Below are 23,126 nucleotides of genomic sequence, written 5' to 3'. Positions count from 1 at the left end.
AAAAGTGGGACCGCGTTGGCGTGACCCGACGAAGAAATAAGGCGCAACGGGGAAGGGAACGCCAACACGGCCCGGCTGTGCTTGTCTAAAAACTGCTGCACAAAAGGTTCCCCCGCTCTTCGTGCAGCAGTCCCCATCATTATTATTTCAAATGGAAAAGAATTGACGACGAACTCACACATTTCCGCTGTTCGTCGTCAATTCTAATCTACTCCTCATGCCTCCTGCTCTAATCTGCATTCTGCATCCCCGGAAATTGACGACAGTCCCTTTGTTTCGGACAAACTGTCGTCAATCTAATAATTTCTTCACGTATGGAGCACTAATGAAAGTCGAACCCAGGCCTGAAATCACTTCTTACAACCCAGATTTTCTGATTCCAAGACTTTATCCTACCCCCTCCTTTGGGCATTTAACTCTAATCTACCAAGCGGACGCGGGGAAATTGACGACGGAAGCGTGGGGAGGAGGGGTTCGTCGTCAATTTCTACCGATTTCTTGAAAGCAGCCCGAATTAGAGACCGCTTTTACAATGTATTCACAGTAGTGGAGACTTTTACAAATTGAGCACCAAGTTCGCGCCGGGCGCCTGCGAAATCCTCACGAGAACTTGGTGCAAAGGAAACGGAATAACAAGGGCTAGCGGCATTTCGTGCACCAAGTCCGCGCCGGGCGCCGGCGGAATTTCCTCGGGAACTTGGTGCAAAAGAAACGGAATAACAAGAGATAGCGGTTTTTCGTGCACCAAGTCCGCATCGGGCGCCGACGGAATTTCCTCGGGAACTTGGTGCAAAGGAAACGGAAGAACAAGGGGTAGCGGCTTTTCGTGCACCAAGTCCGTATCGGGCGCCGGCGAAATCCACTCGGAAACTTGGTGCAAAGGAAACGGAATAACAAGGGCTAGCGGCATTTCGTGCACCAAGTCCGCGCCGGGCGCCGGCGGAATCCCCTCGAGAACTTGGTGCAAAGGAAACGGAAGCACAAGGGCTAGCGGTTTTTCGTGCACCAAGTCCGCGCCGGGCGCCGGGCGTCCTCTGCCGGCGGCGGAGAAAAAATCTGCAATTTTTTATTTTTAGACTATCCTTTTTGCATCTCATTCGTTAAACCTTATAGAACCGGTTCGTAATCAATGTGAAAACAAGGGGGAAGATATGTTTAAGAAAATTATTACGGTAACGATGGTAAGTGGGTTAATGCTGATGGCCTCGGTGGGGGTATTTGCGGATGCGCCGCAGGATGTGTCATCGTCGGATGTACCGCCACAGGATATGCTGTACGATCCGGAACTCGGATATGAAGTGGATTTGGATAACCCGGCAAGCGACACGTTGGGGTGCACCTATGTAGAAGGACTCGGTTACGAAGTGACCATTGACAGTGAGAATCTTGCAAGAGAGGGGTCCTATGACAGCGGATGGAAGGATTTTTATGGCGGAAAGTGGAGGCACGGTGTGAACTCGAAACACGTGTGGTCCAAATATAACCACTCTAAGAAGACACATAAAACGACCGTAAAAGGAGCGGGTGGCAAGTATTCCTACTCCGGATGGGTCGGAAAAGGAAAGCAGGCAGCCGCATCTTGGGAGAAAGCGAAAACCGGAAACAAAGCATGGGCGGATGTGAAGTAACAATCCGTTGAACAATAGAGGATCTGGGGCTCGGCATTTTTTGCGGAGCCCTAAGTTAAATGGTAGCGACACATGAAAAAGATAATACAGACAATGCTGGTGATTCTCATCGTAACCGTCGCCTTTGGGGTTTCATACAACCAAGATGATATGTTTCTGAAGACCTTTACGAATGAGTTTGATACCACAATCAACATTATTTCATCACCGGCACGGACGCAAAACAATAGGACAAAGCGGCAGGAACTGGCTTAAAAGCATAACATGAGTTTTATTAAGGTTCGGCGTATTCCACGGAATCAGCGGAATGAAAGGCAACAGACTTCGAGATTTGTCTATTTAAACGAAGCGGCATGGTTTGAAAAGGCATTTCCGAATATTTCTTTTCAAAGAAATATTCACGGGACGAACGAATTCAAGAATGCGAAGGGGGCGACATTCCTCACTTCGAAGGAAGTAAGCCTATTGCCGTTTTCGAAAATCAACAGCAATAACTTTAACGGCGATTACTATTTTCGCGGGACGAAAGAAGATACGGAAGCGTTTCTGAAAGAACTGACCGGTGACGAGAACATGGGAGTGCAGGCAACCGTAGATTCTTCGGAAACTGTAGCTAGCGATACAACTGAAAACCAACTGTTTTTATATCTAACCATTCCGGCAATTATGGTCGCTGCAATTTTCTTCTGCTATGCGATATACAATGGGCAGCTGACGAAAGAGCTCGCCGTTGCCGGGCTGATCGGCTGGAAGATCACCCATTTCGCAGCAACCAAAGCCGCAAGATTGGTGATTCCGCCGCTGCTGATTGCGGTTCCGATCATCAGCGGAGCGCTGATGTATGTCATGCAGCTGCAAACGGTGCGCGGCTTCCTTTCGGCGACGAAGAGCGTATACCTGGCGGTCTGGGCGGCACCGGATGATAAGAAACTAAACATTCCAACCCTTCGCGACGATGAATGGCTGATTCTGTACCCGGAGAAAAGCAAACCGACAGAAGACGATATCGAAAAGATGAAAGAAACACAGCGAGATGAATCGAACAAGAAAAAAGCCTCAGCCGTAAAACTCGTGCCAATAAAAGATGACCAGAGTTTTATGACCTGTGATTCTTCCATGCGTTTGGAAGAGGCACGGCTTCAAGATTACACGCTCATCCTGGTGAACGGAGTCAGACTGAAACCGACCGGAAGCATAAAGCTGCCGTCCCTGGTAAACGGATACTTCCATCCCCATGTAAAGAATTCCGCCAATGCGTACGGCGAGCTGAAACGCATAATTGCTCAAACGCAGGCCGATCCATATGTTTTATGGATCAGCAGCGTGTACGACGATGTGATGTTTCAGATTGGAGAAATACGGACAGAGGCGGCCGTAAACGCGATTGCTTTTATGCTGTTGCTGTTGATTATCGCATTCGTCGTAAAAATCGATGTGGAATCGTATTTGTACCACCACGGGAGAAGGCTGGATGTGTCGTATCTGCTGGGATATGGGTTCATGAGCGTTCACAGGAAGAGACTTTTCACAAGCGGGATTGCGTACGGGATTGGTTTCGGGATGTTTATCGGTGAAATCATAAAGCTGGGACGCAGCAAGAATAATATCGGGGAGAGACTGAAGGAGGGCTGCTAAATGCATGAAAATTCAGCGCAAATCATATTAAAGGACATCGAGAAAGCTTATGGCAGCAGAAAAATTATGGACGGAATCAATATGGAAATCTGTCCGGGGGACTTTATTTGCATTTACGGGAAAAGCGAGAGATTGCGAAGATATAAAATCGCGTATATGTTTCAGAACTTTGCGTTGGTGGAAAAAATGACCGTGAAATAGACAAAAATCAATTTATCGATTGCCGGCTGAATTCAGATTTTTTTCTGGTTCCGACTGTCGTCCTTTCATATCGAGGATTTCGCAAGGGACCGATGTGAACGGAATAAAAAAATAAAAGAGCCTGCAGCATATCCCGTTGCTGCAGGCTCTTTCTGTAATGTCATGTGCTGTTACTTTTATCTAAGATCGAAACAGGAAACAGGTAAGGTAAAGGAGAAGAAAAAAAGACCTGTCTCAATCGAAAAGCACGAGTAATTGGTGAATTACAATTAGTATTATGAAACATTCCATTGGATAAGTCAACAAAAATCCTAAATATACCCATTATAAATTTTAAATAATTGTGTTTAACAACTAAAAAATATAATACGGGCGAGCATAAACTGTGTAAACCCACTTATCTAAAGGTGTTCCAGTCGGCGGCAGATTACTGCCGCACCCAGGCCGATGACGATGCCCGCAATCATTCCGGAGAATAGAAGCACCGGAAAATACAGGAAAATTTGACTGTCCTGAAGCAGAAGGGCGGCCACCAGAAGCTGCCCCATGTTGTGCAGCACGCCTCCGGCCATGCTGATTCCGGCGATGCTGAATTGGTCGGTCTTCTTCAGGGCAACCATTCCAAGAAGGCTAATGGCTGCACCGCCCAGAGAATAGAGGGCGCCGAAGACACCGTTGAAAAGAAGACCGGCGATGAGAATTCGAATGACGTTTACCGCTGCGGCATGTTTCGCGGAAAGTTGATACAGCGCTACCAGTGCGACGATGTTGGCAATTCCAAGTTTAATGCCCGGGACACCCGGATTATATGGTATAATAGCTTCCACGTAGGAAAATATCAGCGCCAGTGCGGCCAGCAGAGCGATGGTGGCTACGTTGCCGGTTCGGGAATCGGCGGTGCGGCGAGACGTTGTTCCTTTTGATTTAGCTGGAAATGGCATCGTATTCATCGCCTCCTTTTCCCTGAATCTGAACCACCATTTTGTTCGGCAGGCAGATGATGCTCTCCCCGGTGGTATGAATGGCCTTATGCTTGACGCATACCTGGTTGTGACAGCTTGCGTGGGTAACGGAAACCTCCCCGTTGTGAATTCGAACCGTGTTGGTTTTCTTCCCCTGCTTCACCGTAACGGTGCGGTCCTCGGAAATGGAATAACTGCCGTATACCTTGCCGTCTGTTTTTATGATGACCCGGCTTCCGGACGTATCGAATTGCGAAATCCATAGAGATGCCGCCACCCCCGTCAGGATGAGCACTCCGGCCAGAAGGATATCCGCTTTGCGTATGATTCCTTTGAACATAGAACTCCTTCGTAATTATTATTTATATAAAGGCAACAGAAAGGATAACCCGTGACCCATTATATCGTAAAAAAAATGAAAGGCGTGGCGCTTCTGGCCACACTCCTAATTATTATAACACAGACCGGATGCAATAGTAACTCGGATATTGAACCGGTCACCCGGGATAATTATTTTCTGGATACCACCTGCAGCGTTTCGGTCTATCAGATCGACGGCGGCCTGGACGAAGACAAGGCCAATGCGGCCATCACGAAAGCCTACGACCGCTGCCGCGAGCTGGACAAGTTGCTGAGCAACAAGACCGACTCCAGCGATGTGACCAAGGTGAACCGTTCCGGCGGTGCCTGGGTGATGGTGGGAAAGGATGCGGCAACCGTCATAAAAGAAGGTCTCCGTTACGGCAAGCTGTCCGGCGGTGCTTTCGACATCACTATCGGAAGGGTGACGGACCTCTGGGATTTCCATGCGGACAAGCCGAAGCTGCCGGATGAAGCCAAGCTGCAGGAGGCGCTCCGGCACGTGGACTATCGAAACGTGGAGGTGGACGGAAATCGAATCCGCCTGCTGGACCCGGAAGCAAAAATCGATCTGGGCGGCATCGCTAAGGGATACGTGGGAGATGAGATGCGCAAGGTGCTGAAGAAAGAAGGCGTGACCTCCGCGGTCATCAACCTGGGAGGCAATATTGTTACCGTCGGCACGAAACCGGACGGCTCGAAGTACACCATCGGCATTGAGAAGCCGTTCTCCGATCGTCAGGAAATCATCGGCCGCACCCACATCGGTGAGGGAACGGTGGTTACATCCGGCATCTACGAGCGCCAGTTCGAATACAAGGGAAAGCGCTATCACCACATCCTCAGCCCGAAGACCGGATATCCGGTGGATACGGATCTGGAGGCGGTAAGTCTGGTTACCGTGAAGAATTCCTCCATGGACACCGACGCCATGAGCACCATTTGCCTCATGAAAGGTACCAAAGCAGCCAAGAAATTCATCGACAGCCAGAAGGGCATCGAAGCCGCATTCTACGGAAAAGATAACAAAACATCCACCACTGAGGGAATGGATTTCGAGGCAGAATAGCCCACTCCAAAGGGACTTTCTACTTTTTCTTGGAGATTTTGATACAACAATAAGGGGACTGTCGCATTAACAACAAATAAGACAGCTCCAAACACAAAAGAAACAGGCAGGTAATAACCGAATTTATCATTCAGTTATTGTTTGCCTGTTTCTTTCATTGTCGAAACTCCGTCGAGTCCGGAAGCCGTGGTGCCCGGCGACGAAGGAATAAGGGTTAGCGGGGAGTGAAGCACCACGTCCTGCCGGCGGAAACCCAACAAAAAACGGGATAGCTTAATAACTATCCCGTAAATATTCGTGAAGAATCAACTATTTTCTGTGATAGCTGAAGGATGCGGCGAATCCGGTACGGCCCAGCATCTGAGAAATCAGAACGGCCAGAACGGCACCCACTGCAACCTGAAGCGCGTTGAACGGAACGCCCAGCATCGGAGCGGTCCAGTTTCCGTAGATGATGCCTTCGGCGATGTAGTATCCGGCAACGGTCCACACGGCGGCAACAACAAATCCAATCATTTCCGGAACCGGAACACCCAGGATGTGGCGGTTGTTATCGCTTTTTTCCATAGCGGTGGCCAGCGCCTTCTGCATGATTACCACCATCACCAGCTTGATAAAGAACGACCACGGTGCCCATACCGCATATCCGCTGAGGATATCCGCCAGGCAGAGGCCCACCGAACCGGCGAAGATGGCATGTTTTCTCGGCAGAAGCATGGCAGCCAGCAAGACCATGGTGTCACCCAGATGGATGTAACCGGTGCCCACCGGAACTTTGAAGAACATGGTGGCGATGGTGCCCATGGCGGTAATCAGTGCCGTCAGCACCAGCAAGGATGTGGAATTCATTCGTTCGTTTGTATTCATAAGTAATCCCCCTTGTGATATTTTATTGATTTACTAAAACAATAGATATATAATAACATTGTTGTGTAATTTGAAAAATATGCAATTTAGCATTTTTTAATATGAACAGATAGGAGATAAGAGGGGAAATGAAGGATATTGTACTGAACTTAGATGACAGTTTGGAGATCAATCTATACGTACAGATTTATAATCAGTTTAAAGAACGGATTCTTTCCGGCGAGATTTCACCGGGCACCAAGATTCCGTCGCTGCGTCGTTTTGCAAAGGATAATGCCATCAGCGTGACTACGGTGGAGACCGCATACAACCAGCTTCTGGTGGAAGGCTACATCGAGAGCCGTCCGAAATCCGGCTATTACGTGAGCGACCATATCGCCGAGGTGGTGAGCGATCTGAAAACGGAGTTCAAAGAGGAGTCCTTGGAAAGCATCCTTCCCATGGACGATTCCAAGAACGTGCGGGACAAATCCCTGATTTACGACGAAGAGAGCTTCGAATTCTCCAAATGGAAGAAGTGCATGAACAAGGTGTTCAACGAGCATTCCAACATGCTGCAGACCCAGGGCGACGTGCAGGGAGAACAGGCTCTTCGGTACGAAATCGCCAAATACCTGTACGCGCGCCGGGGCGTGAAATGCAGTTCCAATCAGATTGTCATCGGCGCCGGCTCTCAGCAGCTGGCGGTTCAGTTGATCCGGATTCTGCGGGAATTAAACGTGGCCCACGCTGCAACGGAGATGCCGGGATACGGTCCCGTTCGGGAAATTTTCCGAGATGAGGGACTGAACATTTCCCGGATTCCAATCGATGAAGAAGGAATCATGGTGGAGAAGCTGCCGACCAATATGAAGAGCTTGGTATACGTGAATCCGTCCAACCAGTTCCCGACGGGCGTGGTAATGCCGGTTGCCCGCCGCTACGAACTGATTAAGTGGGCGGTGGACAACGACAGCTACATTCTGGAGGACGACTACGACAGCGAGCTTCGCTATTTCGGAAAGCCGGTTCCGGCCCTGAAGGGCTTGGACCAGAGCGGAAGGGTCATCTATCTGGGCTCCTTCTCATCCACACTTTTTGCGGCGATTAAAATCAGCTACATGGTGCTGCCGAAAGAGCTGGCGAAGATTTTCGAAAAGATTAAAGATCGGTACAGCCAGACCTGCTCCAAAGCGGAACAGCTGTGCCTGGCCATCTACATGGAGGAGGGATATTACTCCCGGAACATCAAACGGTGCCGCCGCATGAACGCGGGCAAGTTGGAAACCACCATGAAGATGTTCGCCCAGGCCAAGGCGGATTTCATCGAGCCCATCGATTCCAAATCCGGACTGGCCATCATGCTTCGGATTCACGCGGACATCCCGGTGGAAGAAGTGTGCCAGACGGCCCACAAGCTGGGTCTCACCATGCGGCCGGTTCAGGATCTGTGCACAGAAAAAGAGCAGGTGGTGGTCTTCTACTTCTACCGCGTGTCCGACGCTCTGCTCCGTCTTCTGATCAAAATGTTCGTAAATAATATGAGCAAAGTCCTGGCGGTATACGAACGCCGGAAATTGCAGTCCCTATAATTTCAGGGAAACTTCCCCGCCGGAAAGGAGGCGGTGCTCCTCCGGGGTCTTCACCTGCAGACGAAACTCCGAATCCACCCCTTCCACATAGGCGGTGTACGGTTCCTTTCCGGTTTCGGAAACCGTAACATTTCGTCCGATGATAAAACAATTCTTCCGATACTCCTCCAGATACCGAGAAGTATCCAGATGGGATTGTTCGTTCAGCGCCCGGTGGAGTTCGGCAATCAACACGGCGGCGATTTGGTTCCGGGTAAAAGAAGGATGTTCAGATTCCGTAAGGGATCCGGCTTTCCCCGCCAGTTCCGGTGGGAAACTGTCCTTCAGGCAGTTGATGCCGATGCCCACGATGACCCGTTCGAAGTTGCCGCTTTCCAAGCTGCCCAGTCCCTCTGTCAGGATGCCGCAGATTTTCAGATTTCCTTTATAGATATCGTTAACCCATTTGATGCCCAGCTTTTCCCCGCTGATTTTTTCCAGCACCCGGTGAGTGAGCACCGCCGCGATGGAGGTGACATGGGTGACCTGAGAAAGAGGAAAATAAGGCCGGAAGGAATAGGTGAGGTAGATTCCGGTACCCTTCGGGGATTCAAAAGTCCGGCCGTATCGCCCTCGGCCGCCGGTCTGCCGGTCCGCCAGAATGGCGGTGGCGGGGTCTCCGTAATCCAGGGTGCGGCAGTAATTGTTGGTGGAATCCACGGAGTCCAGCACCTGCAAGAGCAGTTGGTTCTCCGGAATTCCGGATGCGGAAAGGTCTCCCTGAATGAGTTCTTCGGAAAGAATATCGGTGGATGAGGACAGGATATATCCCTTGCTCTGAATGCTCTGAATATCGTATCCTTCCTCCTGAAGGGTGTGGATGGCCTTCCATACGGCATTTCGAGAAATTCCGAGAGCGGAAGCCAATGCGGCACCGGAAACCGGTACCCCCTGGGTCCGGGCGTCTGCGAGATATGCGAGAATTTTTTTACGGGTTGAAATTGACGAATTCATGGTTGATTCCTCCTTGATGTGTTCTTATTATACCCACCGGCGGGGGGCATGGCAAACGGCGGAATGAAATTGCGAATTGCAGATTTTTTATAGCGTGGTATCGGAGAGAACTCCGTGCTAGAATAGTAGATGTATAGATGGAGGAAAAGTATGTATAACGTACTGGTGACAAATGATGACGGAATTGATGCAGCGGGAATTCGGCAGCTGATTTTCACCCTGTCCCTGACGACGAAGGTGTACGTCTTTGCGCCGAAGGAGCAGCAGAGTGCGAAGAGCCAGGCCATGTCCGCTCAGGGACAGCTGAGCGTGGAATCTCGCTCGATTCGAGGGGCCGAGGAGGCGTACGCGGTAGGCGGAACGCCGGTGGACTGCGTGAAGTTCGGACTGCAGACGATGGCGGAAAAAGGCGTGTCCATCGATTATGTAATCAGCGGAATCAATATGGGACTGAACCTGGGTGCGGATATCCATTATTCCGGCACCGTGGGCGCCGCGATGGAAGGGGCGATTTCCGGCGTTCGGGGCATTGCCCTGTCGGTGGAGCACTATCAGCCGGATTACTATGAGTACATCTGCGGAATGATTCCGGAACTTTTGCAGATGTCCGGGGAACTGGATTCCTCTGTGGTATTGAACGTAAATGCGCCGGACCTTCCGGCATGGAAGATTAAAGGGACGAAAATCGTGAAGTGCGGCCCGAAGCGGTTCAAGGATTCTCTGATTCCGGTGGAGGAAGAGGAGTCGCTGTACCGTTACGCCGGAGGTCATTACGAGTTGCCGGAAGAGGCACCGGAGGACGAAGATGTGGCAGCTTGTGCCGACGGCTACGCTACCATTACGCCGCTTCGGATGGATTACACCGACGGTGCGGCCCTTCGAACGATGCAGCGGATGACCAACGACAACGCCCTGTGTTTGTTTATCGATTTCCAGGAGCGGCTGGTTCCGGCCATGCGAAAGCCCAAAGACCTGATGAAAAATGTCACAAAATGGGCGAGATGCGCCGAGGCCTTGAGACTTCCGGTGCTGCTGTCGCAGCAATACACCCGGGGACTGGGGGCGACGGTTCCGGAGCTTCGGGAGGCACTGCACGAATACAGCAAGCTGGAAAAACTGAGTTTCAGCTGCTTCGACGCACCGGGTTTTGAGGAAGAGATGGAAAGCATGACGGCAAAACACGTGATTATTGCCGGCATCGAAGCGCACATCTGCGTCCTCCAGACGGCGATGGATTTTCTGGAAAGGGGATTCCGGGTGACCATCCTGAAGGATTGCTGCGGTGCGCGAAAGAAAGGGGATTTCGACACGGCCATTCGGGAATTGGAGAAGGCAGGCTGCCGCATTACCACATATGAAACGCTGGTATACCAGATGATGCGGTCGTCAAGACACACGGCCTTCCGCCGGATTTCCGAAATCGTGAAGGAATAGAAAAGGGTACGTTAAAGGGGTTTACAAGAAGGGAGAGAGAGATGAAGTTCTATGTAACCAAAGATGTTTTTGAGAAAATTCCCGATGGAAAATTCGGGCTGGTGAGCGTAACCGGCGCGGACAACACCGGAAACAATCCGGAGATTCAGGCGTTTCTTCAGGAAAACGTGGAGAAGTGCACCGAATTCTACACCGGAAAGAAAGTGAAGAATGAGCCGGAGCTGCAGCCCTACCGGGAGGCCTTCCGGAATATGGGAATCAATCCCAACCGATACATGTGTGCCATAGAGGCGCTGATGACCCGGATTGCCAAGGGACAGGGAATGCCGGCCATCAACACTATTGTGGATCTGGGGAACGGAGTTTCCCTGAAGCATCACCTGCCCATCGGCGCCCATGACCTGGATACCATGATCGACGGTGCTTTCGGCGTTCGGGTATCGGAAGAAGGGGACACCTTCTTGCCATTCGGTGCGGAAGAGCGGGAGCCGGTGGAAGCCGGAGAGGTGGTCTATGCCACCGGCAGTCACGTGCGAACTCGGCGCTGGACCTGGAGACAGGGAGATGAGGGTATGATTACCGAGAACACATCCCATATGCTGTACATCATCGACGGTTTCGAGTGCAATCTGGAGGAGGTTCTGGCCGCGCGGGAAGAGCTGGCAGAGCTGGCGGAAAAATACCTGGGCGGCACGGTAAAAATCGGGATGATTGATAAAGAAAACATGGAATTTGAGACAGAATTGTGATATAATGTATCGTCATGTGCGTGAAAACGGCTGGTCAAAAGGCGAGCCGTTTTCATGTTTATAGATTCTATCTATTTTTATTAAACACTATTTTAAAACGTTAAAGGAGAAAGAAATGAACAACAACAAGAGATGGTTGTATCTGGCTGTGGCAACAGTAATCCTGCTGTTCCAGGGCTTGATCTACGCATGGTCGCTGTTCAGAACACCGTTTAGTGAAATCTACACGGACTGGACAGTTGCACAGTTATCCATGACCTTCACGATTTCCATCAGTTGCTTCTGCCTGGGGGGATTCGTCGGCGGACAGCTCAGCAAGAAGCTGGGTGTGAAGGTTAGATTCCTCATCACCGCAGTATGCCTTTTCATCGGATTCTTCGGTGTATCCATGCTGAATCCGGCAGATTCCGCCGGCAGTTTGACGAAGCTGTACATCTTCTACGGTGTATTCGGCGGCGGCGGCGTAGGAATCGGGTATAATGCAGTTATTTCCACCATTACGAAATGGTTCCCGGATAAGGTGGGTCTGGCATCCGGCATCATGCTCATGGGCTTCGGTCTGGGCAGCTTGCTGCTGGGTTCCGTTGTAACCGGCATGGTTGCGGCACAGGGTCTGTTCCCAACCTTTAAGATTCTGGCAATTGCCATCACCGTGGTAATGGTAGTCGGCGCCATCATCATTAAGGCACCGGAAGCACCGGCGGCTCCGGCAGAAGCAAAGGCAGAGGAGAAGGAAGAGAAGTCCACCGCAGTCAGCTTCAGCGCCGGCGAGATGCTGAAGACTTCCAGATTCTGGATCTTCTTCCTGTGGGCGATTGCCCTCAACTCGGCCGGTCTGATGGTAATCAACAGTGCCGCAAATATTTCCCTGGCATTTGGCGGTTCCGCAATTCTGGGCATGGTAGTATCCCTGTTCAACGGTGCGGGCCGAATCATTGCCGGAAACAACTTCGACCGTTTCGGCAGAAAGAAGTCCACACTGATTAATGTGTCCTTCATGATGATTGCGGGAATCCTTCTGGTGCTGGCCGGAAAGACCAATTCCTTGCTGCTGATCACCGTGGGTCTGGTATTCGTTGGAATGGCGTACGGCGGTACACCGACCATCACTTCCGCATACACCAACCTGTCCTTCGGACCGAAGAACTTCACGGCAAACTTCAGTATTGCCAACTTCTCCCTGCTCCCGGCAGCGATTGTGGGACCGATGATCTCCGCAAAACTCCTGGAAGCGGCAGGCGGAAAATACGACACATGCTTTATCGCAATCATCGCATTCACCCTGATTTCCCTGGTACTGTGGGTATTGCTCAACGGCGCCAGCAAGAAGAGCGTAAACGAAGACTACAAATAAAGCTTCACCGGAAACTGATGCCCTTTGCGGGTATCAGTTTTTTTATTTTCAAATACCCGAAAATCCTATATAATAAGTACATATTCTTTTACGGTGAAAGGGGAATTTCATGACGCTGAATCAATTGCATTACATCATTACGGTGGCGGAGGCCGGTTCCATGAATCGGGCGGCGGAACGCCTATACATCACCCAGCCGTCTCTCACCAGTGCCATCAAGGAGCTGGAGCGGGAACTGGGAATTACCGTCTTCCACCGGAACGGCCGGGGCGTGACGCTGACCAACGACGGGGCGGAGTTCCTTTTGTACGCTCGGGAGATCTACAGCCAGTACGAGGCGGTGATGCAGAAGTACAGCGATGACGAGGGGCTGAAGCAGAAATTCGGGATTTCCATGCAGCACTATTCCTTCGCGGTAAAAGCATTTGTGAATCTGGTGAACAAGTACGACCTGGCGGAGTACGATTTCGCCATTCGGGAGACGAAGACGAAAGAGGTCATCAGCGATGTGGCTTCCCTGAAAAGTGAAATCGGCATCATCTACCAGAGCGATTTCAATCGAAACGCCATCACCAAGATCCTGCGGCAGAACAGCCTGCAGTTTCATGAACTGGTGGACTGCGACGCCTTCGTGTATCTGTGGAGCGGCCATCCGCTGGCGGATCGGGACAGCGTGAATTTTCAGGATCTGTCGGATTATCCGAATCTGACATTTGAGCAAGGAGATGATTCTACACTGTATTATGCGGAGGAGATTTTCTCGGAGAATAACTATTCCCGGTGCATCCGGGTGAACGATCGGGCCACCATGCTGAACCTGATGAAAGGGGTGCACGGATACACCCTCTGCTCCGGTATCATCTGTGAGGACTTTAACGGCGGAGACTACGTGGCGGTTCCTTTCAACGATCCGGTCATCGGCGGGGACAAGGCGATGAAAATCGGCTACATTCAGAAGAAAAACAGCATTCTGAGCAAGACCGCGCAGCTGTACATTCGGGAATTGCGGGACTATCTGGGAATTCCGACCCCGGAATCGGAAAAGAAATAAAAGAAATGCCGTAGGAAGTGGTTTTCAGAGGGGTTTAGCAGTTGACATTGAAAACGGATACGGTAAAATATTATATTAGATGATTATTTCTTACAGGAGGCAAAACGTGAAAAAAGTTGGGGTTATTATGGGGAGCGACAGCGACCTGCCAGTAGTAGAGAAATGTATTAATGAGCTGAAGAAGTATGAGATTCCGACGGAAGTGCATGTGTATTCCGCACATCGGACTCCGGTGGAAGCCATTGAATTTGCACAGAATGCGGAGAAGAACGGATTCGGCGTGCTGATTTCCGCAGCGGGAAAAGCAGCGCACCTGGGCGGTGTGATTGCGGCCAATACGGTTCTTCCGGTAATCGGAATTCCGATTAAGGCGTCCGCTTTGGAAGGTGTGGACGCACTGCTGTCTACCGTACAGATGCCGCCGGGGATTCCGGTTGCGTCCGTTGCCATTGACGGTGCGAAGAATGCGGCAATTCTGGCTGTAGAGATGCTGGCTATCGGAGATCCGGATTTGAACCGAAAGCTCTGGGATGAGCGGAAGAAAGCCCACGATGCAGTGGTGGAGAAAGATGCAAAAATCAGTGCACAGTTTAACTGATTCATGTTATAAGAAGTCAATATAAAGGTAAGGTATCGAAATTTTTATTTTTAGGAGGACAAATGAAAAGCCAGAGCGAAAGCTATAAAGAAGCAGGTGTGGATATTACCAGCGGATACAGAGCGGTAGAGCTGATGAAGGAACATGTGTCGAAGACCATGGTATTCGGAAATACATCCCCGGTAGGAGGATTCGGAGGCTTGCTTCAGCCGGATTTGACCGGAATGGAGGAGCCGATTCTCGTAAGTGGAACAGACGGCGTGGGAACCAAGCTGAAACTGGCGTTCCTCCAGGACAAGCACGATACGGTAGGTCTGGACTGCGTGGCAATGTGCGTGAACGACATCATCTGCGTTGGCGCGAAGCCGCTGTTTTTCCTGGACTACATTGCAGTAGGCAAAAACGTTCCGGAGAAGGTGGCATCCATCGTGAAGGGCGTGGCTGAAGGCTGCATTCAGTCGGAATGCTGCCTGATTGGCGGTGAAACTGCGGAGATGCCGGGATTCTATCCGGAAGACGAATACGATTTGGCCGGATTTGCCGTTGGTATCGTGGATAGGAAGAAGGTTATCGATATCGAGAAGGTGAGCGAAGGTGATGTCATCATCGGAATCGCATCCTCCGGAATCCACTCCAACGGATACTCCCTGGTTCGGAAGGTATTCGACGTGGAGAACACCGACCTGAACAAGACCTATGAGGAGTTGGACGGAAAGACGCTGGGAGAGGTGCTGCTCACACCGACCAAGATTTACGTGAAGCCGATGCTGGCACTGTTCAAGGAAATGACACCGCATGCGGTAATGCACATCACCGGCGGCGGATTCTATGAGAACATTCCGAGAGCACTGCCGGAAGGAATGTCCGCAAAGATTTACAAAGATGAGCTGGAAATTCCGGGAATCTTCAAGCTGCTGATGAAGAAAGGAAATATTCCGGAAAGAGATATGTTCAACACCTACAACATGGGTACCGGTATGACTGTTGTAGTTCCGAAGGAAGATGCGGCGCGTGCGGTGGAAATCATCGAAGCGGCCGGAGAGCATGCAAAGGTTATCGGTGAGATTGTAAAGAGCAGCGAAGGAGTTATCATTGAATAAGCAGAAGGCAAGAATTGCTGTACTGGTTTCCGGCGGGGGAACCAACCTGCAGGCCATCATCAATCGGTGGCAGGCAGGCGATCTCCCCCACGGGGATTTGGCCCTGGTGGTATCTAACCGCAGCAAAGCCGGTGGACTGCAGCGGGCGGAGAAGGCCGGAATTCGAAACGTGTTCCTGCCAAAGGAAGACTTCGAAGCCCGCTTGATTCAGTTACTGGAAGAAGATCGTATTGACATTATCGTGCTGGCCGGCTTCCTGAAAATCCTTAGCCGGGATTTCGTGCGGAGGTATCCGGACCGGATTCTCAACGTGCATCCGTCCCTGATTCCATCCTTTTGCGGAGATGGCTTCTACGGTCTGAAGGTGCATGAAGCGGCACTGGAATACGGAGTCAAGGTTTCCGGTGCAACGGTTCACTTCGTCAACGAGGTGACCGACGGTGGTCGGATTATTGCGCAGAAGGCGGTGGAGGTGAAACCGGATGACACGCCGGAGACGCTGCAGCGCCGGATTATGGAGCAAGCCGAATGGATTCTTTTACCGGAAGCCGTGGAAACCGTGGCCCGGGAAATAGTGGAACATGAATCAGAAGGAGAATAGGATGAGAGTTGCGGTTATCGGTGGTGGCGGAAGAGAGCATGCCATCATCAAATCATTAAAGAAGAGCCCGAAGGTTTCGGAAATCTATGCACTGCCGGGAAACGGCGGAATTGCGGAGGATGCGGAATGCGTTGCAATCGGTGCCAAGGACCTGGACAAGATTACGGAGTGGTGCGTGAAGGAACACATGGATTATGTGGTGGTGGCACCGGACGATCCGCTGGTTTTGGGATTAGTGGACATGCTGAATGAGAAGGGCATTCCTTGCTTCGGACCGACGAAGGCAGCGGCAATTATCGAGGGCAGTAAGGCGTTCTCCAAGGACCTGATGAAAAAATACGGAATTCCGACGGCGGAATACGAGACGTTCGACGATATGGATAAGGCGCTGGAATACGTTCAGAATTGCCGGATTCCGGTGGTAATCAAGGCGGATGGCCTGGCGCTTGGCAAGGGCGTTATCATTGCGGAAACCCGTGAGGATGCCGTGGAAGGAATCCATACGATTATGGAAGAGCGGAAATTCGGTGCCAGCGGAGATACGGTGGTCATCGAAGAATTTTTGGAAGGACCGGAAGTGAGCGTACTTTCTTTTACCGATGGAAAGACGGTACGGCCGATGGTATCCTCCATGGATCACAAGAGAGCGCTGGACGGCGATAAGGGGCTGAACACCGGCGGAATGGGAACCATTGCACCGAACCCGTACTACACCGATGACGTGGCGGCGGAATGCATGGAGAAGATTTTCCTGCCGACCATTCGCGCCATGGAAAAAGAAGGACGGACATTCAAGGGCTGTCTCTACTTCGGGCTGATGATTACCAAGGACGGTCCGAAAGTCATTGAATACAATTCGCGGTTCGGCGATCCGGAGACACAGGTGGTGCTTCCGCTGCTGGAGGGAGACCTGTTTGAAATCATGCAGGCTACCACAGATGGGACGCTGGATCGGGTGGACTTCTCCTTTGCGGATAAGTGCGCATGCTGCCTGGTTGCGGCATCGGAAGGATATCCGGTGTCCTACGAGAAGGGGTTTGAGATTACCCTGCCGGAAAAACACGATCGTATTTTCATTGCCGGAAGCCGTCTGGAGGATGGTGTGCAGCGCACCAGCGGCGGCCGAGTGCTGGGAGTGACCGAAGTGGCGGATACTCTGCAGGAGGCGGTGGACAAGGCATATGCCACAATGAAGACCGTTCATTTTGATAATATGTACTACAGAAAAGATATTGGTGCGAAAGCATTGGATGTGAAATAGGAGGAATAATGGTTAAGGTTTTATATGTTGAGAAACGGGAAGCTTTTGCCGGAAAGGGAAGAGAACTTCTTCACGAATTCAGAGATGTGCTGATGATTCCAAATGTGGAAAGCGTGCGGGTAATCAACCGGTATCTGGTAGAGGACCTGTCCGATGATGCTTTTGTAACCGCAAAGGAATGCATTTTCTCGGAACCGCCGACGGATGACGTATACGAGGAAATGGATTTGGACGGCAAGCTGGTCATCGCTGTGGAATACCTGCCGGGACAGTTCGATCAGAGAGCCAACTCGGCGGAAGAGTGCCTGCGCTTCATCGCTCACGATGAGGCTCCGACGGTTCGCTCCGCAGTGCTGTACATTCTGGAGGGTGACCTGACCGGCGAGGATCTGACGAAGATTAAGGACTTCCTGATTAACCCGGTAGAATCCAGAGAAGCGGCACTGGAAATTCCGGAAACGCTGAAGGCCGTATATCCGGAACCGCAGCCGGTCGCAACGCTGGACGGTTTCATCGAGAAGAACGACAGTGAACTGGAAGACTTCCTGAAGTCCTATGGCTTGGCCATGGATCTGGAAGATCTGAAAATGGTACGGGATTACTTCAAGGGCGAGGACAGAAATCCAACCGTAGCGGAGATCCGCGTTATCGATACCTATTGGTCGGATCACTGCAGACATACCACATTCAATACCACCCTTCACAATGTGCAGTTCAAGGACCCGACGGTGAGCGAGACCTTCGAGGAATACATGAACACACGGAAGAATCTGAATGTCACGAAGCCGGTAACTCTGATGAACGTGGCGACCATCGCCGTGAAAGCCCTGAAGAAGGACGGTCGGCTGACCAACGTGGTAGAGTCGGAAGAAATCAATGCCTGCACCGTGGATTTCAAAGCGGAAATCGACGGAGAGGAACAGGATTGGGTACTGCTCTTTAAGAACGAGACCCATAACCACCCAACGGAAATCGAGCCGTTCGGCGGCGCAGCGACCTGCATCGGCGGTGCCATTCGTGACCCGCTGTCCGGTCGAAGCTATGTATATGCGGCAATGCGTGTGACCGGTGCGGGGGATCCGCTGACACCGGCGTCAGAAACCGTAAAGGGCAAGCTGCCGCAGCGTAAAATCGTGACCACCGCTGCCAACGGATACAGTTCCTACGGCAACCAGATCGGCCTGACCACCGGACTGGTGGATGAGATCTATCATCCGGGTTATGTGGCAAAGAGAATGGAAGTCGGCGCAGTCGTTGGTGCGGCACCGGCAGAGAATATTCGGAGAGAGCGTCCGGCCGCGGGAGATCAGATTATTCTGCTGGGCGGACGGACCGGAAGAGACGGAATCGGCGGAGCCACCGGATCTTCCAAATCTCACAGCGAAGAATCCCTGGAAAGCTGCGGTGCAGAGGTTCAGAAGGGTAACGCACCGGAAGAGCGGAAGATTCAGAGACTGTTCCGCAACCCGGCAGCAACCACGCTGATTAAGCGCTGCAACGACTTCGGTGCCGGCGGTGTATCCGTTGCCATCGGAGAGCTGGCAGACGGACTTCGCGTGACGCTGGACAACGTACCGAAGAAGTACGACGGTCTGGACGGAACCGAGCTGGCTATCAGCGAATCTCAGGAGAGAATGGCGGTTGTTGTTGCGGCCGAGGATGTGGAAACATTCAAGGAGCTGGCAATCTCCGAGAACCTTGAAGCGACCGTTGTGGCAGAAGTAACGGAAGAGCCTTCCCTGGTGATGAACTTCAAGGGACAGGAAATCGTAAACATCTCCAGAGCATTCCTGGATACCAACGGTGCGGAAAAGAAGGCCGATGCGGTCATCGAACACGCGCAGAAATTTGAGAAGAAGATTCCGGCAAAATTCTACGAAGGCATGAAGGAACTGGCGGCCGACCTGAACGTATGCTCCAAGAGAGGTTTGGCGGAGCGTTTTGACTCCACCATCGGCAGAGGTTCGGTGCTGATGCCTTACGGCGGACGCTACCAGAAGACCCCGATTCAGGCAATGGTTCACAAGATCCCGGTCATCCACAGAGATCAGGATGTGAAGACGGTCTCCATGATGGCATACGGATTCAATCCGTACATTTCTGAGAAGAGCCCGTACCACGGCGCATACCTCTCCATTGTAGAGAGTATCTGCAAGCTGATTGCAACCGGTGCCAAGTTCGAACACGTGTATCTTAGCCTTCAGGAATACTTCGAGAAGCTGGGCAGTAACGATGTGGCTTGGGGAACCGCCCTTTCGGCTGTACTGGGTGCATTCCGCGCTCAGATGGAACTGGGCGTCGGCGCTATTGGCGGTAAGGACTCCATGAGCGGAACTTTTGAAGATATTCACGTACCGCCAACCTTGATTTCTTTCGCGGTAACCACCGAGAAATTGGATCGCGTGGTATCCCCGGAATTCAAGGGCAGAGGACACAATGTTATTTTACTGGAGCCGGAAATCGGACCGGACGGTCTGCCAACCGCAGAATCCATCCTGGAGAACTTCGAAGAGCTGAACCGGCTGGTAGAGCAGGGTGCGGTTGCGGCATGCTACACGCCGGGATACGGCGGCCTGGCAGAGGCCGTGTACAAGATGTGCATCGGAAACGAAATCGGTTTCGAATTCGACCGGAAGTATGGAATGAGAGATATTTTCGGATACAAGTACGGTGCATTTGTGGTTGAACTGAACAGCGGTGTGGACGTGACCGATGATATGGAGGTTCTGGGTAAGACCTTGAATAGAGAATCCATCGTTTGCGGCGAAGGCCACATTCGTCTGGTGGAGATGAATCGGGAATACGAGTCGAAGCTGGAATCCATCTATACCTTCCACAGCGACAACGAGAAGGACATCCCGGCAGAGGTATCCTACCGCTCCAGAGACAACAGCGAGCCGAGAGTGGCCGTTGCAAAACCACATTTCCTGATTCCGGTATTCCCAGGCACGAACTGTGAATACGATTCGGCGAAGGCAGTTGAAAATGCCGGCGGCGAAGCGGAAATTTTCGTAATCAACAACCTGACCGCAGATACATTGAAGAAGTCCGTGGAGGATTTCCGGACGGCAATCGGAAGATCCCAGGCGATTTTCATCCCGGGTGGTTTCTCCGGCGCCGATGAACCGGATGGTTCCGGAAAGTTCATCACCTCCTTCTTCCGAAATGAAGGCGTGAAGGAAGAAGTGATGAAGATGCTGAATGACAGAGACGGTCTGATGATCGGAATCTGCAACGGCTTCCAGGCCCTGATTAAGCTGGGATTGCTGCCGTACGGACAAATTTCCATGCAGACGCCGGACAGCCCGACCCTGACATTTAACGATATCGGTCGTCACCAGTCCAAGCTGGTGCGCACCAAAGTATGCTCCACGAAATCTCCGTGGATGAGAAAGGCAGCGGTAGGCGACATCGTGACCGTTCCGATTTCTCACGGCGAAGGTAAGTTCGTGGCAAATGAGGATGACCTGGATGTGCTCATCAGCAATGGTCAAATCCTCACCCAGTATGTGGACCTTGACGGTAATCCAAGTATGGATATTCAGTACAATCCAAACGGATCCGTTATGGCAATTGAAGGACTCCTGTCTCCGGACGGCAGAATTTTGGGTAAGATGGGACACTCGGAAAGAATCGGAAAAGGCCTGTACCGCAACGTACCGGGTGAGTTTGATTTGAAGCTGTTCGAATCCGCAGTCGAGTACTTCAAGAAATAAATTTTTACAAAATCCGGGCAGAGATAATGTCTGAAATCCCGGGGAAAAGAGAAAAGGAGATTAACACCAATGGCTAACGAAGCAAAAAAAGAACGTATTCTTGTTCTGAACCTCGGTTCCACATCCAGCAAAATCGCTGTGTATGATGATACCGAAGAAGTATTCAAGGAAACCATTCGTCACACACAGGAAGAGATGGCACAGTTCAGCGATATTCTGGACCAGTTCTCCTTCCGTAACGAAAAAGTAAGAAATGCGCTGGAGAGCAACGGCATCGGCGTGAACACACTGACTGCAGTATGCTCCAGAGGCGGAAATATCATCGCATGCCCGCACGGTGCCATCGGTATCGATCAGGAGATGATCGATTATCTGACCAGACCGGAAGACACCGCAAAGCACGCATCCCTGCTGGGAAGCATGATTGCATTTGACTTGCACAAGGAATTCGGTATTCCGGCATGCATCTACGATGCCATCGGAACCGATGAAATGCAGCCAATCGCAAGAGTTACCGGACTTCCGGAAATCCCACGGTTCACCGTTGGACATACACTGAACACTCGTGCAATGGCCATTAAGTGTGCAGAAGAAGTACTGAAGAAGCCGTTTAATGAGTGCACCTTCATCGTTGCTCATCTGGGTGGCGGAAGCTCCATCCGTCTGTATCACAAGGGCGTAAACATCGACTGTGTGAATGATGACGAAGGAAACTTCTCTCCGGAGAGAGGCGGCGGCTGCAGCGGTAAGGAGCTGGTAAAGCTGTGCTTCAAGGAGTTCAGCGAAGGTGCCGGCGAGAAGACCGTAATGAAGAAGATCCACGGAAACGGCGGTCTGAAGGCACATCTGGGCACGACCGACGCCATCGAGGTAGAGAAGAGAATCGAAGCCGGCGACAAGTATGCAAAGGTTGTATATGATGCAATGGCATACAGAGTGGCAAAAGACATCGGCACCCTGTCCGTACCGGTTGCAGGAAAGGTTGACCGCATCATCCTTACCGGCGGTATCGCATACTCCAAGTACCTCACTTCTCAGATTGCAGAGAAGGTAGACTGGATTGCACCGGTTGAAATGATGCCGGGCGAATATGAGATGGAAGCTCTTGCCGGTGGTGCGCTGAGAGTACTCCGTGGCGAGGAAGAGCTGCAGGACTTCGCTGAAATCAAAGCATCTGCAGTAGACAGAATCCGTATCTGTGAAGGTGTAGAGCCATACACCGTGCCGGAAAATTAATTCCAAAATGAAGCGGGAAACGCGGGACCGAATGATAAATTCGGTCCCGAACCCTTGATTACGAAGAAACAGACGGGGACATCAAAATAATAAAAACGATTAGAAAAAAATAAGGGATTGTGCTTGACAGCGAACACTTTTTATTATACAATTCTAATTGTTGATGTGCTGTTGTAGCTCAGTTGGTAGAGCACTTCCTTGGTAAGGAAGAGGTTCGGCAGTTCGAGTCTGCTCAACAGCTCCAATTTTTTTAAAACAAAAATAAAAAACAATCTAGGAGGGAGATAATGGCTAAACAGAAGTACGAAAGAACCAAACCGCATATTAATATCGGTACAATTGGTCACGTTGACCACGGTAAGACTACTCTGACTGCAGCAATCACAAAGACACTGCATGCAAGATACGGTCTGGGTGCAGACGTAGCATTTGATGAAATCGACAAGGCACCGGAAGAAAAGGCAAGAGGAATCACGATTTCTTCCGCACACGTAGAGTACGAAACTCCGAACAGACACTACGCACACGTAGACTGCCCGGGACACGCCGACTACGTAAAGAACATGATCACCGGAGCTGCTCAGATGGATGGTGCTATTCTGGTAGTAGCTGCAACTGATGGTCCGATGCCTCAGACAAGAGAGCACATTCTTCTGTCCAGACAGGTAGGCGTACCTTACATCATCGTATTCCTGAACAAGTGCGATATGGTTGATGACGAGGAGCTGCTCGACCTGGTT

General features: G+C 51.2%; 20 protein-coding genes and 1 tRNA gene. 17 read left to right on the top strand and 4 right to left on the bottom strand.

Annotated features, from left to right (window positions below; genetic code table 11):
* Positions 1 to 1,151 precede the first annotated feature (1,151 nt).
* From PUE40_RS07075 to PUE40_RS07065, 3 genes are all read left to right on the top strand, one after another.
* Positions 1,152 to 1,628 (top strand): lactococcin 972 family bacteriocin, encoded by a 477-nt coding sequence (locus tag PUE40_RS07075; RefSeq protein WP_277672339.1) that lies wholly within the window; start codon positions 1,152 to 1,154, stop codon positions 1,626 to 1,628.
* 465 nt (positions 1,629 to 2,093) lie between these two features.
* Complete coding sequence (locus PUE40_RS07070; RefSeq protein ID WP_277672338.1) at positions 2,094 to 3,263, top strand: hypothetical protein; 1,170 nt, start codon at positions 2,094 to 2,096, stop codon at positions 3,261 to 3,263.
* A complete protein-coding gene (locus tag PUE40_RS07065) occupies positions 3,264 to 3,464 on the top strand; it encodes a P-loop NTPase family protein (RefSeq protein ID WP_277672337.1) in 201 nt (66 codons plus the stop codon).
* A 401-nt stretch (positions 3,465 to 3,865) separates the two neighbouring features.
* Here PUE40_RS07065 and PUE40_RS07060 read toward each other — a convergent pair whose 3' ends face one another.
* A complete protein-coding gene (locus tag PUE40_RS07060; protein WP_154554635.1) occupies positions 3,866 to 4,405 on the bottom strand; it encodes a Gx transporter family protein in 540 nt (179 codons plus the stop codon).
* Positions 4,389 to 4,766: a NusG domain II-containing protein gene (locus tag PUE40_RS07055; RefSeq protein ID WP_154554634.1), complete on the bottom strand. Its 378-nt coding sequence runs from the start codon at positions 4,764 to 4,766 to the stop codon at positions 4,389 to 4,391. Before PUE40_RS07055 ends, PUE40_RS07060 begins: the two co-directional genes overlap by 17 nt.
* Before the next feature lie 51 nt (positions 4,767 to 4,817).
* On the opposite strand from PUE40_RS07055, the gene PUE40_RS07050 reads away from it, so the two are divergent.
* Complete coding sequence (locus tag PUE40_RS07050) at positions 4,818 to 5,855, top strand: FAD:protein FMN transferase (protein ID WP_277672336.1); 1,038 nt, start codon at positions 4,818 to 4,820, stop codon at positions 5,853 to 5,855.
* Between the two features lie 309 nt (positions 5,856 to 6,164).
* Here PUE40_RS07050 and PUE40_RS07045 read toward each other — a convergent pair whose 3' ends face one another.
* On the bottom strand, positions 6,165 to 6,722 hold the full coding sequence (locus tag PUE40_RS07045) for an ECF transporter S component (RefSeq protein WP_277672335.1): 558 nt from the start codon (positions 6,720 to 6,722) through the stop codon (positions 6,165 to 6,167).
* A 128-nt stretch (positions 6,723 to 6,850) separates the two neighbouring features.
* Here PUE40_RS07045 and pdxR point away from each other — a divergent pair, with 128 nt between their 5' ends.
* A complete protein-coding gene (gene pdxR, locus PUE40_RS07040) occupies positions 6,851 to 8,293 on the top strand; it encodes a MocR-like pyridoxine biosynthesis transcription factor PdxR (protein ID WP_154554631.1) in 1,443 nt (480 codons plus the stop codon).
* Here pdxR and PUE40_RS07035 read toward each other — a convergent pair.
* Positions 8,288 to 9,286 carry a biotin--[acetyl-CoA-carboxylase] ligase gene (locus PUE40_RS07035; RefSeq protein ID WP_277672334.1) on the bottom strand — a complete coding sequence of 333 codons (999 nt, stop codon included), beginning with the start codon at positions 9,284 to 9,286 and terminating at the stop codon, positions 8,288 to 8,290. The genes pdxR and PUE40_RS07035 overlap by 6 nt on opposite strands.
* 150 nt (positions 9,287 to 9,436) lie before the next feature.
* Between PUE40_RS07035 and surE the strand changes: the two genes are divergently transcribed.
* From surE to PUE40_RS06975, 12 genes are all read left to right on the top strand, one after another.
* Complete coding sequence (gene surE, locus PUE40_RS07030) at positions 9,437 to 10,720, top strand: 5'/3'-nucleotidase SurE (protein WP_277672333.1); 1,284 nt, start codon at positions 9,437 to 9,439, stop codon at positions 10,718 to 10,720.
* Positions 10,721 to 10,761: 41 nt separating this feature from the next.
* A complete protein-coding gene (locus PUE40_RS07025) occupies positions 10,762 to 11,469 on the top strand; it encodes a B3/B4 domain-containing protein (RefSeq protein WP_277672332.1) in 708 nt (235 codons plus the stop codon).
* A 115-nt stretch (positions 11,470 to 11,584) separates the two neighbouring features.
* Entirely contained in the window at positions 11,585 to 12,823 is a 1,239-nt protein-coding gene (locus PUE40_RS07020) for an MFS transporter (RefSeq protein WP_154554627.1), read from the top strand.
* Positions 12,824 to 12,932: 109 nt separating this feature from the next.
* Positions 12,933 to 13,874 carry a LysR family transcriptional regulator gene (locus tag PUE40_RS07015; protein ID WP_154554626.1) on the top strand — a complete coding sequence of 314 codons (942 nt, stop codon included), beginning with the start codon at positions 12,933 to 12,935 and terminating at the stop codon, positions 13,872 to 13,874.
* A gap of 106 nt (positions 13,875 to 13,980) precedes the next feature.
* A complete protein-coding gene (gene purE, locus PUE40_RS07010) occupies positions 13,981 to 14,472 on the top strand; it encodes a 5-(carboxyamino)imidazole ribonucleotide mutase (protein ID WP_277672331.1) in 492 nt (163 codons plus the stop codon).
* Between the two features lie 62 nt (positions 14,473 to 14,534).
* Entirely contained in the window at positions 14,535 to 15,572 is a 1,038-nt protein-coding gene (gene purM / locus PUE40_RS07005; RefSeq protein WP_277672330.1) for a phosphoribosylformylglycinamidine cyclo-ligase, read from the top strand.
* Entirely contained in the window at positions 15,565 to 16,173 is a 609-nt protein-coding gene (gene purN, locus PUE40_RS07000; protein ID WP_277672329.1) for a phosphoribosylglycinamide formyltransferase, read from the top strand. The genes purM and purN overlap by 8 nt, the downstream gene beginning before the upstream one ends.
* Position 16,174: 1 nt before the next feature.
* On the top strand, positions 16,175 to 17,434 hold the full coding sequence (gene purD / locus PUE40_RS06995) for a phosphoribosylamine--glycine ligase (protein WP_154554622.1): 1,260 nt from the start codon (positions 16,175 to 16,177) through the stop codon (positions 17,432 to 17,434).
* An 8-nt stretch (positions 17,435 to 17,442) separates the two neighbouring features.
* Positions 17,443 to 21,150, top strand: a complete 3,708-nt coding sequence (locus PUE40_RS06990) for a phosphoribosylformylglycinamidine synthase (RefSeq protein ID WP_277672328.1) — start codon at positions 17,443 to 17,445, stop codon at positions 21,148 to 21,150.
* A 69-nt stretch (positions 21,151 to 21,219) separates the two neighbouring features.
* Positions 21,220 to 22,386 (top strand): butyrate kinase, encoded by a 1,167-nt coding sequence (gene buk / locus PUE40_RS06985; protein ID WP_277672327.1) that lies wholly within the window; start codon positions 21,220 to 21,222, stop codon positions 22,384 to 22,386.
* 167 nt (positions 22,387 to 22,553) lie between these two features.
* Positions 22,554 to 22,630, top strand: a tRNA-Thr gene (locus PUE40_RS06980).
* Between the two features lie 43 nt (positions 22,631 to 22,673).
* On the top strand, positions 22,674 to 23,126 hold a 453-nt coding region (locus PUE40_RS06975; protein ID WP_277672117.1), incomplete at its 3' end, for a GTP-binding protein.

Origin of the sequence: Mogibacterium kristiansenii (assembly GCF_029224645.1) — a bacterium.
GTDB lineage: Bacteria > Bacillota > Clostridia > Peptostreptococcales > Anaerovoracaceae > Mogibacterium_A > Mogibacterium_A kristiansenii.
Note: the sequence above shows the minus strand (reverse complement) of the source record. Positions and strands in the feature narration are given on the sequence as shown.

Coding starts and splice junctions, on each gene's coding strand:
- PUE40_RS07025 (WP_277672332.1), top strand. CDS start 10,762: ATGAAGTTCTATGTAACCAAAGATGTTTTTGAGAAAATTCCCGATGGA.
- PUE40_RS07020 (WP_154554627.1), top strand. CDS start 11,585: ATGAACAACAACAAGAGATGGTTGTATCTGGCTGTGGCAACAGTAATC.
- surE (WP_277672333.1), top strand. CDS start 9,437: ATGTATAACGTACTGGTGACAAATGATGACGGAATTGATGCAGCGGGA.
- PUE40_RS07045 (WP_277672335.1), bottom strand. CDS start 6,722: ATGAATACAAACGAACGAATGAATTCCACATCCTTGCTGGTGCTGACG.
- PUE40_RS07065 (WP_277672337.1), top strand. CDS start 3,264: ATGCATGAAAATTCAGCGCAAATCATATTAAAGGACATCGAGAAAGCT.
- pdxR (WP_154554631.1), top strand. CDS start 6,851: ATGAAGGATATTGTACTGAACTTAGATGACAGTTTGGAGATCAATCTA.
- PUE40_RS07015 (WP_154554626.1), top strand. CDS start 12,933: ATGACGCTGAATCAATTGCATTACATCATTACGGTGGCGGAGGCCGGT.
- purD (WP_154554622.1), top strand. CDS start 16,175: ATGAGAGTTGCGGTTATCGGTGGTGGCGGAAGAGAGCATGCCATCATC.
- purM (WP_277672330.1), top strand. CDS start 14,535: ATGAAAAGCCAGAGCGAAAGCTATAAAGAAGCAGGTGTGGATATTACC.
- PUE40_RS06990 (WP_277672328.1), top strand. CDS start 17,443: ATGGTTAAGGTTTTATATGTTGAGAAACGGGAAGCTTTTGCCGGAAAG.
- buk (WP_277672327.1), top strand. CDS start 21,220: ATGGCTAACGAAGCAAAAAAAGAACGTATTCTTGTTCTGAACCTCGGT.
- PUE40_RS07055 (WP_154554634.1), bottom strand. CDS start 4,766: ATGTTCAAAGGAATCATACGCAAAGCGGATATCCTTCTGGCCGGAGTG.
- PUE40_RS07060 (WP_154554635.1), bottom strand. CDS start 4,405: ATGCCATTTCCAGCTAAATCAAAAGGAACAACGTCTCGCCGCACCGCC.
- PUE40_RS07035 (WP_277672334.1), bottom strand. CDS start 9,286: ATGAATTCGTCAATTTCAACCCGTAAAAAAATTCTCGCATATCTCGCA.
- PUE40_RS07075 (WP_277672339.1), top strand. CDS start 1,152: ATGTTTAAGAAAATTATTACGGTAACGATGGTAAGTGGGTTAATGCTG.